At 73.8% G+C, this 12,531-nt stretch carries 11 protein-coding genes; 3 read left to right on the top strand and 8 right to left on the bottom strand.

Annotated features, from left to right (window positions below; translation table 11 throughout):
• Positions 1–136: 136 nt before the first annotated feature.
• A complete protein-coding gene (locus ACFVU9_RS30830; protein WP_380448418.1) occupies positions 137–1,078 on the bottom strand; it encodes an ABC transporter substrate-binding protein in 942 nt (313 codons plus the stop codon).
• A gap of 447 nt (positions 1,079–1,525) precedes the next feature.
• On the opposite strand from ACFVU9_RS30830, the gene ACFVU9_RS30825 reads away from it, so the two are divergent.
• Entirely contained in the window at positions 1,526–2,560 is a 1,035-nt protein-coding gene (locus tag ACFVU9_RS30825) for an LPXTG cell wall anchor domain-containing protein (RefSeq protein WP_387598997.1), read from the top strand.
• 92 nt (positions 2,561–2,652) lie between these two features.
• Here ACFVU9_RS30825 and ACFVU9_RS30820 read toward each other — a convergent pair whose 3' ends face one another.
• The 7 genes from ACFVU9_RS30820 to ACFVU9_RS30790 all read right to left on the bottom strand — a co-directional run bounded on the left by ACFVU9_RS30820 (position 2,653) and on the right by ACFVU9_RS30790 (position 10,310).
• Entirely contained in the window at positions 2,653–3,762 is a 1,110-nt protein-coding gene (locus ACFVU9_RS30820; RefSeq protein WP_380448422.1) for a calcium:proton antiporter, read from the bottom strand.
• A gap of 90 nt (positions 3,763–3,852) precedes the next feature.
• Entirely contained in the window at positions 3,853–5,334 is a 1,482-nt protein-coding gene (locus ACFVU9_RS30815; RefSeq protein ID WP_387598994.1) for a serine/threonine-protein kinase, read from the bottom strand.
• Complete coding sequence (locus ACFVU9_RS30810; RefSeq protein WP_380448425.1) at positions 5,331–6,092, bottom strand: serine/threonine protein kinase; 762 nt, start codon at positions 6,090–6,092, stop codon at positions 5,331–5,333. The genes ACFVU9_RS30815 and ACFVU9_RS30810 overlap by 4 nt, the downstream gene beginning before the upstream one ends.
• 111 nt (positions 6,093–6,203) lie before the next feature.
• A complete protein-coding gene (locus tag ACFVU9_RS30805; protein ID WP_387598991.1) occupies positions 6,204–6,749 on the bottom strand; it encodes a hypothetical protein in 546 nt (181 codons plus the stop codon).
• A gap of 27 nt (positions 6,750–6,776) precedes the next feature.
• Entirely contained in the window at positions 6,777–7,910 is a 1,134-nt protein-coding gene (locus ACFVU9_RS30800) for an aminotransferase class I/II-fold pyridoxal phosphate-dependent enzyme (protein ID WP_380448429.1), read from the bottom strand.
• Between the two features lie 5 nt (positions 7,911–7,915).
• Positions 7,916–8,551 carry a transcriptional regulator gene (locus ACFVU9_RS30795; protein ID WP_387598988.1) on the bottom strand — a complete coding sequence of 212 codons (636 nt, stop codon included), beginning with the start codon at positions 8,549–8,551 and terminating at the stop codon, positions 7,916–7,918.
• Positions 8,552–8,684: 133 nt separating this feature from the next.
• On the bottom strand, positions 8,685–10,310 hold the full coding sequence (locus ACFVU9_RS30790) for a beta-propeller fold lactonase family protein (protein WP_387598985.1): 1,626 nt from the start codon (positions 10,308–10,310) through the stop codon (positions 8,685–8,687).
• Positions 10,311–10,802: 492 nt separating this feature from the next.
• On the opposite strand from ACFVU9_RS30790, the gene ACFVU9_RS30785 reads away from it, so the two are divergent.
• Positions 10,803–11,246 carry an RrF2 family transcriptional regulator gene (locus ACFVU9_RS30785; RefSeq protein WP_380444933.1) on the top strand — a complete coding sequence of 148 codons (444 nt, stop codon included), beginning with the start codon at positions 10,803–10,805 and terminating at the stop codon, positions 11,244–11,246.
• Between the two features lie 89 nt (positions 11,247–11,335).
• Positions 11,336–12,520: a globin domain-containing protein gene (locus tag ACFVU9_RS30780; RefSeq protein ID WP_387598981.1), complete on the top strand. Its 1,185-nt coding sequence runs from the start codon at positions 11,336–11,338 to the stop codon at positions 12,518–12,520.
• The last annotated feature ends 11 nt before the right edge of the window (positions 12,521–12,531 follow it).

The following is a 12,531-nucleotide window of genomic DNA, read 5'->3' as shown; positions in this document are numbered from 1 at the left end:
GCGTCTGGGTGCGTGCATCGCAAGGCGGAGGAGGGAGTCCATGCGGAGCATCGGCGACCGACGACAACGCGGCGAGGTGCGTGCCCAGACGCCGCACGGCAGGCGGGGGTTTGAAGACAGGCCCGGGGCCGTCGGATCACAGACCGCCGTTGACGACCGTGCTGGCGACGGCGCCCGTGGTGACGTTCCACTTGGCGAGGATCTTGTCGTACCCGCCGCCGAGGATCACCTGGTCGAGCGCCTTGGAGACGACGTCGCGCAGCCCGGTGTCGTCCTTGGCGACGGTGATGCCGTACGGGCCGGACTGCAGGAAGTGGGTGTTGGCCAGCTGGAACTTGCCGGTCCTGGCGGGGGTGGTGGTGTTGTACTGGGCCACCGGGTAGTCGTTCAGGTCGGCGACGGCGGCGCCGCTCGCGACCTCGGCGAGCGCTTGGTCGTCGCTGTCGAAGCGGTCGACCTTGAGCTGCCTGCCGGTGCGCGGGCAGGCGCCCTGCTGGCGGGTGGCGAAGTCGTCCTGGAGGGTGCCGCGCTGGACGGCGACGGTGTGGCCGCACAGGTCGTCGACGGTGGTGAGGGACAGCTGGCTGCCGGCCTTGACGACCATCGAGGTGCCGGTGGTGAAGTAGTCGACGAAGTCGACGCCCGGGTCGGCCTGGTGGCCGTCGTCGGCGGCGCCGAGCTGGCGCTGCTTGGTGTCGATCACGGCGGACATCGCCAGGTCGATCTTCTTGGTCTGGACGGCCGGGATCAGCTGCTCGAACGGCAGGTCGGTGAACTCCACGCGCAGGCCGAGGTAGTCGCCGACGGCGGTGGCGATCTCCGGGTCGAGGCCGGCCGGCTTGCCGTCGGTGTCCCGGAAGTCGACGGGCGGGTAGTGGAGGTAGGAGCCGATCCGCAGGACGCCGGCGGCCTTGACCGCCTTCGGGAGGCTCGCGCGCAGGTCGGCCTGGGCGCCGGGATCGGCGGTGCCGCTGCCGCAGCCGGTCAGCAGGAGGCCGCCGGTGCCGAGGACGGCGGCGGCGCGCAGCGGGAGGGCGTGGACGGAGGGGCCCTGGGCAGGGCCGGGGGTGCGGTGCATCGCGATGCGTCTTCTTCGCAGGAGGGGTGCGGGCAGGGAGACGCCGCGCCGGAGTGCCTGCCGGGGTACGCAGTGCGGACCTCGTCGCCGTGTGCCCGGTTCGTCGGGCCGCCCTGGGGTGCGGGGGCGGCCGCTCGGCGGAGGTCCGCCGTCGGGGGCGGTCGGGAGCCATCCTCGCACTTCACGCCGGGGACGCGTGCGGCGGGCCGCATCGCGGGACGGACACGGCTTCACCACAACCCGGTGATCCGATCGTTGCGACGGACTAGTCGGAAGTTCGTGTCGATATCGGACAAGTGACGCAAACGCTCCTTGCGTCCGGATTCCGGGTGAGGGAGCTTTTGCGCACCTACCGTCGTACATTTTCGGCCAGCTGGCCGAAACACGCCGTGGGCTCCCTCCCCACCGTGCAGGCTCGTCCCGGCCTGCCACACCCGATGGAACGCCATGCACATCCGCTCCACCGCCGCACGCTCGCTCGTGGCCGTCCCGACCGCCGCCGCGCTCCTGCTGCTCTCCCCCGCCGCCCACGCCGCCCCCGGTGGCAAGAACGCCCCCGGCAACAACGGCACCGTCAAGATCCACGACGCCTCCACCGGCCAGGAGGACACCCGCAACGAGCCCAAGGTCTGCACCTTCTACCTGGACTCGTTCGGCTTCGACGCCAACCAGGACATCGTCTGGATGATCGCCTCGGTGCACGGCGACGACGAGCAGATGGTCGCGTACGGCGACCTGCCGGTCGACGCCAACGGTGACGTCCGCACCGACGACATCAACCTGCCGGACGGCCAGTACAAGCTCTACTGGGCCGCCGTGACCCTCGTCAACGGCGAGATCCCGGAGGACGACCCGGCGCTGGACAACCCGAAGCACAAGGTCTTCAAGGTCGACTGCGGCGGCAAGGCCCCGTCGAAGGGCCCGACCGCGGTGCCGAGCACCCCGGCCACCGGCAAGCCCTCGGACAAGCCGAGCGACAAGCCGAGCGACAAGCCCTCCGAGAAGCCCAGCGGGAAGCCCTCCGAGAAGCCGTCGGAGAAGCCCAGCGACAAGCCGACCGAGAAGCCTTCCGAGAAGCCCTCGGACAAGCCGAGCGACAAGCCGACCACCCCGGCCACCAAGCCGGCCGAGTCGGCGTCGCCCACCGCCGCGCCGACCACCCCCGCCGCCGGCGGCCCGGCCACCGGTGCCCCGTCGACCGCCCCCTCCACCGCCCCGAGCGGCTCGCCGTCGGCCCCGGCGCCGACCGCCACCGTGCCGGTGCAGACCCCGTCGACCCCCACCGCGGTCAACCCGGCCAAGCCGCTGGTCGTCCCGGCCAAGGTCAGCGTCCCGACGCCGATCAAGGGCGCCCCGGCCGCCAACGGCCCGAAGCTGGCCCAGACCGGTAGCGACGGCACCCTGCTGTACGCGGGCGCCGGCACCGCGCTGGTCGTGGGCGGCGCCGCCCTCGTCTACGCCCGCCGCCGCCGCACCGCCTGAGCGGTCGCGCGGAGACGGTGAGTCCCTGGCGCCTCCCGCCCACACCGGGCGGCGCCGGGGACTTCCCAACGGGATCTACGAACGGCGGCCCGTCACGGGTTCACCGCGAGGACGACGTAGGCGGCCAGGATCGCCATGTGCACCGCGCCCTGGAGGGGAGTCGCGCGGCGCGGGATGACGGTCAGGGTGCCGACCACGACGGTCAGGGTGAGCAGCACCATGTGGGCCGGGTCGAGGCCGAGGTGGAGCGGGCCGCTGAGCCAGGTCGACGCGATGGCGACGGCCGGGATGGTCAGGCCGATGCTGGCCAGCGCGGAGCCGAGGGCGAGGTTGAGGCTCGTCTGCACGCGGTTGCGCAGCGCGGCCCGCAGCGCGGCGATCGTCTCCGGCAGGAGGACGAGCAGCGCGATGACGACGCCGACCACCGAGTGCGGCAGCCCGGCGGAGGACACCGCCGACTCGATGGTCGGCGAGACGCCCTTGGCGAGGCCGACCACCGCCACCAGCCCGACGGCGAGCAGCAGCAGGCTGACGGCGGCGCCGCTGACGGTCGGCGGGGCGGCGTGGTCCTCCTCGTCCTCCTTGGCGAGGACCCGGCCCTCGGCGGTCACCGGCAGGAAATAGTCCCGGTGACGGACGGTGAGCGTGGCCACGAACAGCCCGTAGACGACGATCGACGCGGTGGCCGCGAACGTGAGCTGGGTGGTGGAGAACTGCGGGCCCGGGGAGCTCGTGGTGAAGGTCGGCAGCACGAGGCTCAGGGTGGCCAGGGTGGCGACGCAGCCGAGGGCCGCGCCGGTGCCCTCGGCGTTGAAGACGGCGGTGCGGTACTTGAGCGCGGCGACCAGGATCGACAGCCCCAGGATGCCGTTGCAAGTGATCATCACGGCGGCGAAGACGGTGTCCCGGGCCAGGGTGGCGGACTTGTCGCCGCCGTCGGCCATCAGCGTGACGATGAGCGCGACCTCGATGACCGTGACGGCCACCGCGAGGACGAGTGATCCGAGCGGCTCCCCGACCCAGTGCGCGATGACCTCGGCGTGGTGGACGGCGGACAGCACCGCACCGGCGAGGAAGCAGGCGACGACGCCCACCACCCAGCCGGGCAGGTCGCGGTGCCAGGTCAGGGCCAGGACGACGAAGGCCAGCACCGGAACGACGACGGTCCATTGCGCGGCGCCCGCGCGCAGCTTCGTGATCATTCCGCGAGGATCCCAGACGGAGCGTCACCGGGCCGGGTGCCCGCGCCGGTCCGGCGGGGAATGTGACCCGGTTCATCCCGAATTGCCCGGCTACCCGCCGTAGTCGTGGAGGTATTCCAGCACCCGGTCGACGTGCGCCCGGACCCGGTCCGGGACGCCGCCCGCGGCGGCCACGGTCTTGTCGCTGGTCCGGTAGGCCGCGGCGACGAGGGCGGGCAGGTCCCGGGTGAAGCCGTGGTGCTTTATCTGCTGATCCAGCCAGCACACGTAGTTGCCCATGGCGGCGATCGCGTCGCCGGGGTCCATGTAGTCCTTGGGGCCGGGGTGCGCGGCGGCCTTGCTCCACGCGTTGAACACCGAGGGCGTCCACATCGCGATGCCGTACTCGCCGGTCTCGGGGCGGGCGGCGTTCGGGTCGAAGCCGCTCTCGGCCTTGAGCATCGCGGCCAGCAGGGCCGGGGTGACCTCGGGTTCGGGGCAGCGCCGGGCGGCGTCCTCGATCATGCCGCGGTAGGCGGCCGGGACGTCGGACCCGGCCGGGATCGCGCCGGGCAGCGGCGGGGGCGCGGCGGGCGGCGCCGCGCCGCTCGGCTCGGGGCGGCCGGTCAGGGCGAGGACGACGAGGACGCAGGCGGTCAGCCCGGCGAGCGTCGCCCGGCGCAGCCGGCGGGCGCCGGTGCGGGCGGTGGCGGCGGCGACGAGCGCGGCGAGGTCGGCGCGGGCCCGGTCCTCGCGGTCGGCGGCCAGGCACGCGGTGACGGCGGCGCGCCAGCGCCCGGGCAGGGCCTCGTCCAGCCGCAGCGGCGCGGCGCCGCGCGCGTACGCCTGGGCGGCGAGCGAGCGGGCGCGGGCGGTGGCGCCGAGGAACGGGTGCAGGCCGCCGGTGAGCACCTGGTGGGCGAGGACGCCGAAGGCCCAGACGTCGGTGCTGGGGCGCAGGGCGACGCCGCGTGCGCCGGTGCGCTCGGACCACCACTCGGGCGGGACGTGGTCGGGCGAGCCGAGCGGCGGGGCGTAGGCGTGGGTGCCCTCCAGCTCGGCGGTGAGGCCGAAGTCGGCGAGCTTGGCGGTGCCGTCGGGCATGAGGAGGATGTTGGCCGGTTTCAGGTCCCCGTGGACCCACCCGGCGCGGTGCATGTGGGTGAGGCCGGCGCAGACCTGGGTGAGGATGCGGTCGGCGCCGGGGACGGGCCGGCCGGGGCTCGCGGCGGCGAGGACGTCCTGGAGGCTGCGGGCGGCGCGTTCCATGACGAGGGCGAGGGCGCCGTCGAGCGCGGGGTGGGCGGGGTCGTCGACGGTGGCCACGGCGAGGGTGCGGATCAGGTACGGGTGGTCGGCGCGGCTGCTGAAGCGCAGTTCGCTGTGCGCCACCTGGGCCATGGCGCCGCGCTGGCCGGGGCTGAGCCGGGCGGGGCCGAGGAGCTTGACGGCGGCCTGGGCGCCGTCGGGGCCGTGGGCGGCGTAGACGCTGCCCCAGGCGCCGGCGCCGAGGAGTTCGCCGATCCGGTAGCCGGCCACCGGGTAGCCGTCCGGCACGTCGATCGGCCGGTGCTCGGGCCGGGCGGGGCTCACGGCCGGGCGGCCGGGTGCCGGGGCGGGAGCAGGGCCAGGTGTTCCTCCCGGACGAGGTCGAACTTGAGGGCGAGGGCGGCGAGTTCCTCGCGCTTGCCGCCGCCGCGGTCGTCGTCGAAGGGCTCGCGCAGCCGCAGCTTCGTGAACACCAGGTAGTCGATGTGGTAGTTCACCGCCGAGCGGGTGAGCCCGTGGCAGGAGGGCAGGGCGCGCAGCCGCGTGACGACGTCGGTGGCGCCGGGCACGGTGGCGGCGGAGGGCGAGCGCAGGCGGGGTTCGCACAGCGCGAGCAGGACGAGGAAGTACTTGGCGGTGGGGTCGAGGGCGAACGGGCTGACGGTGCGTTCGCCGTCGGTGCCGTCCGACTCGCCCTCCAGGTAGGCGTGTTGCGGGGCGAAGACCTTGAAGGAGGCGGGTTCGCCGAGCGCGGGCAGCAGGACGCGGGAGAACTCGAACGGCACGGGTGCGCCGAGGCGGCCCGGCGCGACCTTGACGTGCTCGCCGGCGCCTTCGAGGTTCTCCACGACGTAGGTGGCGGTGGCGGAGAAGTTGGACAGCCGCCAGTAGTCCTCGGCCGCGGTGATCTCGCCGGCCCGGCGGGAGACGCCCTGGTCGGGCAGCGGGATGGGGACGGCCCGGCCGGGCTCGCCGCGTCCGAACACCGCCGTCTCGCCGGGGCCCATCCGCAGCAGTCCGGGCCGCCCGCCGGGCGCCACCGCCGTTGCCCGGTCGGGCAGTTGCACGATGACCGTGTCCACGCGCCACCTCCGTGGGTCGGGTCGATGGTATCCGTCCGATCAGGCCCCGCGGCACGCCGCCACCCGGACGAGTGAACCGGCACACGACCAGCACGTTTCATCGGTGCTTCATCACATCCGAAGGACACGTCGCCGCATCGCGGGCATGTCCGCACGCCGAACGTTCGGCCACGATATTGCTGCACGTAGTTGAACGGTCACCATGAGTGTGACGTAACACACACGAAACATGACCACGATCCGTGCAAGACTCATCTCGCTCCGTGAGATTCCCTTTGTTTTCAAGGAGGTTGAGATCATGCGCGCTCGGATCGCAGCTGTGCTGGCGACGGTGGCAGGGATAGCGGCGTTGACCGCAGGGCCTGCCACGGCTGCCACGGCCGCCACGGCGACGTCCGAGAACAACCCGGTGGCGTGTGCCGCCGTGCTCAACAGCCCGTGCGTCTGGCAGGAGGCGGACACCGCCGGCATCACCGGTGTCGCCCAGGTCTCCGCCGACCCGGGCCAGCTGACGCTCGTCCAGGTCGAGGTCAGGACGCAGAAGGCGTGGGGCAGCCCGTGGGAGACGGTCGCGAGCGCGACGACCGTCCGCTTCGGCTCCGCCAAGGCGGTCACCCCGCGCGTCGTCACCGCCGACCTGAAGATGGTCTGCGCCACGGCCGGCCCGCCGTCGTCGACCGGGCCCTACCGCCGCGTGCGCAGCCAGTGCGCGAAGGCCTCCAGCGCCGGGCCGGGGTCGCGGCGGCCGACGCCGACGCGGAAGCGGTCGGCCGGGGTCGGTGTCAGCTCCGAGCGGTACATGCTCGCGGGCAGCAGCAGGACGCCGGCCTGTTCGACCAGGCCGGTGCAGAACTCCTCGACGCCGTCCGCCCCGAGGTAGCGGGGGAAGGCGACGCAGCCGCCCTCGGGGGCGCGCCACTCGAAGAGGTCGGCGAACTCGGCGAAGAACGCGTCGAACCGCGGGAGGTTGGCGGCGATGAGGGCGCGGTTGCGGGCCAGGATCGGCTCGCGCGCCTTGATCGCGATCCGGGCCAGGACCTCGCTCGGCGCCGAGTTGCAGATCGTGGTGTAGTGCTTGGCCCGCTCCAGCCGGGAGAGCAGTTCCCGGTCCCGGCAGGCGATCCAGCCGATCCGCAGGCCCGGCAGGCCGAGCGACTTGGACGTGACGTTGAGCGAGAGGGCGCGCGCGGAGAGGTCGGCGGCCTGCGGCAGGATGCGGGCCGGGTCGCGCTCCAGGCCGCGGTAGACCTCGTCGGAGAACAGGCGGATGCCGCGCTCGTCGCAGAGTTCGGCCAGGCGGCGCAGGTCGGCCGCGTCGATCAGCGCACCGGTCGGGTTGTTGGGGAAGTTGACCGAGACGACCCGGGTGTTCGGGCGCAGCGCGGCCTCGACGGCGTCGACGTCGAGCGCCCAGTCCTGCCGCTCGTCGAGGGCGACGCCGGTGACCTCGCAGATCGAGAGCGGGACCGTCTCCGCGGACTGGTAGTTGGGCGTGATCACCACGGCGTGGTCGCCCGGTTCGAGGAGCACCTGCATGGCCAGGTTGAGGCCCTCCTGCGCGCCGCCGAAGCAGACGACGTCGTCGGCGTCGACCTCCTCGTACATGCCGGCGATCGCGCGGCGCAGCCCCGGGTCGCCGAAGGTCTCGGTGTAACCGAGGGCGAGGGTGTCCCAGGCCTTCCGGTCCTCGGGATCGGCGAGGGCGAGGAGTTCGGCCATCGTCATCGTCTCCGCGTCGGAGGCGGTGAGGTGGTGGCGGGCGGTGAACTCCCAGCGGGAGAAGTAGGTTTCGAGGCGGAAGTCGGGGAGCCTGGTCATCGTGCTCAGGCCTCGCTCTCGTGCTTGAGGTCGGTCAGCAGGGTGTAGACGGTCGAGCGGGACACCCGCAGCGCGGTGGCGACGGCGGGGACGGCGCGGCGCACGGCGAGCACGCCGGCGGCGTCGAGCTCGCGCAGGACGGCGAGGCGGTCCTCGCGGCCGAAGCGTTCGAGCGGGCGGCCGTGGGCGCGGACGTAACCGCCGATGACGTCGTTCATGCGCTCGGTCCAGTCCCGCTCGAAGAGGGGCTCGGGGCGCGGGGCGGTGGGGGCGGCGAAGCCGGCCAGCAGCGCGGCGGCCTGTTCGAGCGGGCCGCGGTCGAGGTTGACGCAGAGCACCGCCGAGGGCCGCCCGGCGTCGTCGGGCAGGACGGCACTGACGGAGGAGAGGCGGCGGCCGTCGGGCGGCAGCTTCTCGTAGGGGCCGTAGACGCCGTCGGCGGCCGGTTCGAGTTCGTCGAGCTCGCCGAGGAGGGACGGGTCGCCGGGGGCGCGGGCGGACATCGGGTTCCAGATGCCGAGCACGGTGTCGGTCGCGGCGTCGTGCAGGACCACCTCGGCGTAGGGCCCGAGGAGCAGGGCCACCGCGCGGCAGACCGGTGACCAGGTCCGCAGGCGCGGGTCGGGGGATTCGGCGGGCATGTTTGGACTGTACGTCCAGTCTGGACGTTTCGTCCAGCGCAGGCGAAAGCGCAGGCGAAAGCGCAGGCGAAAGCGCAGGCGAAAGCGCAGGCCCCGCCTCCCTCCGGGTGGCGGGGCCTCTCGTGCTCGTGGATCAGCTGCAGGTGATCAGCAGTGCGAAGACCGCCGTGCAGCTACGGGTGTCCCGGGCGGTGGCGGGCGACGGGTCGGCCGGCGTCCCGGAGGTGCGGGAGGCCGTGACGGCGAAGTTCTGGACGCCGCTGAACAGTCCGAGCCCGACCGAGAAGTGCCGCGTGGTGGTCGCGCCCTTGGCCAGCGGGGCGGCGAGCGTGCAGGTGAGCTGGCCGTTCGCGACCGCGCAGTCGCTGGAGGTCGCGGGCAGACCGGGCGGCAGGGCGGCGCCGACGGTGGCGGCGGTGACCGGGTCGGGACCCTGGCCGGTGAGCGTGATCGTGTAGTCGACCCGGCCGCCGGCCAGGCCGGTCACCGGCGTGGCGGCGAGCGCGACACCCAGGTGAGCGCTGGCGGCGGCGTAGGTGAAGCGGTCGGCGGCCACCGCCGCGCTGGTGCCGCCGGGCGTGGTGACCTGGACGTCCACCGGGCCGGTGGCCGTGGTGGCCGGGGCCGTTGCGGTGCAGCCGGTCTTGGTGCAGCTGAAGGCGGAGGCGTTGCCGGCCGCGCCGAAGCTCACCGCCGTCGCGCCGGCCAGGTCGGTGCCGGTGATCGTGACCGTGGTGCCGCCGACCTGCGAGCCGGTGGCCGGGCTGATCCCGGTGACGACGGGCACGGGCAGCGGGAAGTTCAGCACGCTGACGGCGTTGGCGGTGAAGTCGGCGAGGTAGCCGCGCCGCCCGTCGGCGCTGACGGCGAGGCTGTAGGGCGCCGTGCCGACCGGGACGGTCGCGGTGACGGTGCGGCTCGCGGTGTCCACCGCACTGACCGTGTTGTCGGTGTAGTTGGAGACGTACGCCGTGGCACCGTCCGGGGAGAGGGCGACGGCGTACGGGTTGGTGCCCACGGTGACCGCGGAGACCACGGCGTTGGTGGTGGTGTCGATCACGCTGACCGTCTTGTCGTCACCGTTGGCGGCCCACAGTCTGCTGCCGTCCGGGCTCAGGGCCAGGCCGAAGGCGCCGTGGCCGACCGGGACCGTGGCGCTCACCGTGTTGCTCGCGGTGTCGATCACGTTCACCGCCTGCCCGCTCGACGCGGCGACGTAGACCTTCTTGCCGTCCCGGGAGACGGCGACCCCGTGCGGCTCGGCGCCCACCGGCACGGTCGCGGTGACCGCCTTCGCCGCCGTGTCCAGCACGCTCACGGTGTTGGCCCCGGCGTTGGCGACGTACGCCCGCGAGCCGTCCGCCGACAGGGCGAGGCCCCACGGCTGGGTGCCGACCGGGACGGTCGCGGAGACGGTGTTGGTGGCCGTGTCGACGATGCTGACGGTGTTGTCCAGGTGGTGCGTCAGGTAGGCGCGGCCTCCGTCCGGCGAGAGCGCGACCGCGTAGGACCCGGTGCCGTCGGTGAAGCTGCCCGCCACCGTGCCGCCCGCGGTGTCGAGCACGCTCACCGTGCCGCTGCTCTGGCTGGTCACGTACGCCCGGGCGCCGTCCGGGGTGAGCGCGACCCCGGCCGGGTAGGGCGCCACCGGCACGGTGGCCGTGACGACGGGCGCGGGCGCGGCGGCCTGCGCCGCGCCCGGCTGGGACAGCCCCGCGACCCTGGGCCCGGCGAAAGCGGGCCCCCGCGGGCACGGCACTGGCGCGGGCTCCCGGGTGTGTGCGTCGCCGTCGGGCCGGGGGGGGGGCGGCCGGCCCCGGGCGCGGGTGTTACCGAGGCCCGCGGGTGGCCCGTCTTCCGCGGCCAAGGCCCGGCCAGGTACGGCGCGCTGCACGACGTGTGTTCACGGATTCTCTCCAGGAATGTCGGGTGATGGGGGTGACGCCGCAGGCGCCGATCCGCTCCGCGTCCGGAGCCGCACGAAGCGTAGAAGCCGTTCCGATCACCCGTCAGGAAGTGACCGCTAATGTCGCCAACTGTTCAGATTCGACCGAAAGTTCGGTGCGAGGACGGTAAGAGGCGGCCCAAAACGGGGGCGTCGGGGGGCGCCCGCGCGTAGGGTCCCCCGGCCGCCGGCCCGGATCGGCGCCGGACGGACTCCGGACGGACTCCGGACGGGCTCCGGGCCGGGCTCCGGACCGCGCGTGCAAGAAATTGGAGTTCTGGAGTCGTATTCGCTAGCGTTCCGAACGTGAGGCTGACCAAGAGCACCGACATCGCCCTCCGCATCGCCATGCGGCTGGCCGTCCTCGACGAGGCGGCGAACCCGACCACCCGCGAGGTGGCCGAGGCGGTCGGCGTGCCGTACACCCACGCGGCCAAGGTGGTCAGCCGGCTGCAGCACCTCGGCGTGGTCGAGGCGCGGCGCGGCCGGGGCGGGGGGCTGGTGCTCACCTTCGCCGGGCGGACCGGATCGCTCGGCCTGCTGCTCCGCGAACTGGAGGGGGTCGGCGACGTCGTCGGCTGCGAGGACGACCCGCCCTGCCCGCTGCGGGCCGCGTGCCGGCTGCGCGGGGCGCTGCGCACCGCGCAGGAGGCCTTCTTCGCGGCGCTCGACCCGCTCTGCATCGACGACCTGGTGGCCTCCCCCACCGGACCGGTGCTGCTGAGCCTCTCCGCCAGACCCGCCGACTGACCGACCCGCCCGCCGATCGCCGCCCCCTCGGGGCGCACTCCGGCGCGCCATTTAATATGCATCTCAGATACCAATTTGGAGCGAGCCTGATGCTGTCCGCCAAGAACGCCGAGGTCGTCGAGGCCACCCTGCCCGTCGTGGGCGCCGCCATCGGCGACATCACCCCGCGGTTCTACGACCGGCTGTTCGCCGCGCACCCCGAGCTGCTGCGCGACGTGTTCAACCGGGGCAACCAGGCCAACGGCACCCAGCGCCAGGCCCTCGCCGGGTCGATAGCCGCCTTCGCCGGCGCCCTGATCGCGCACCCCGACCAGCGGCCGGACGCCATGCTGGCCCGCATCGCGCACAAGCACGTGTCGATCGGCATCTCCAGCGACCAGTACAAGGTCGTCCGCGAGCACCTGTTCGCCGCCATCGTCGACGTGCTCGGCGAGGCCGTCACCCCCGAGGTGGCCGCCGCCTGGGACGAGGTCTACTGGCTGATGGCCAACGCCCTCATCGCCATCGAGGACCGGCTGCGCGCCGAGGCCGCCGGCCCCGACGGCGACCCGGCCGACCTCTGGCGCCCGTACACCGTCGTCGCCCGCCATCAGGAGACCGAGGACGTCACCAGCTACCTCGTCCGGCCCGCCGACGGCGGGCCCGTGCCCACCGGCCGACCCGGCCAGTACGTCTCCGTGCGCACCGAACTGCCCGACGGCGCCCACCAGATCCGCCAGTACAGCCTCTCCGGCACCGCCGCCGGCGCCCTGCGCTTCAGCGTCAAGCGCGAGGCCGGCGGCGAGGTCTCCGGCCACCTGCACGATCACCTGCGGGCCGGCGGCACCGTGGAACTCGCACCCCCGATGGGCGACATCGCCCTCGCCGACGGCGACGGCCCGGTGCTGCTGGTCTCCGCCGGGATCGGCAACACCCCGATGATCGCGATGCTCGCCCACCTCGCCGACGCCGGCTCCACCCGCGCCGTCGTCTCGGTGCACGGCGACCGCGACCAGCTCGCCCACGCCTTCCGCGCCGACCTCGCCCGGCTCACCGCCGAACTGCCGGACGCCACCGCCCACGTCTTCTACGAGCGCCCGCTCGGCGAGTGGCCCGCCGACCGCACCGGTCTGGTGGACCTGACCACCGTCGACGTCCCGGCCGGCGCCACCGCCTACCTGTGCGGCCCGCTGCCCTTCCTCCGCGCGGTGCGCGGCCAGCTGCTCGCCGCCGGCGTCCCGGCCGCCGACATCCACTACGAGGTCTTCGGCCCGGACCTCTGGCTCGGCGCCTGAGCCCGCCGACT

The sequence above is a fragment of the Kitasatospora sp. NPDC057936 genome (genome assembly GCF_042887525.1).
In the GTDB taxonomy this organism is placed as follows: domain Bacteria; phylum Actinomycetota; class Actinomycetes; order Streptomycetales; family Streptomycetaceae; genus Kitasatospora.
This window is presented reverse-complemented; position numbering and strand designations above follow the sequence as displayed.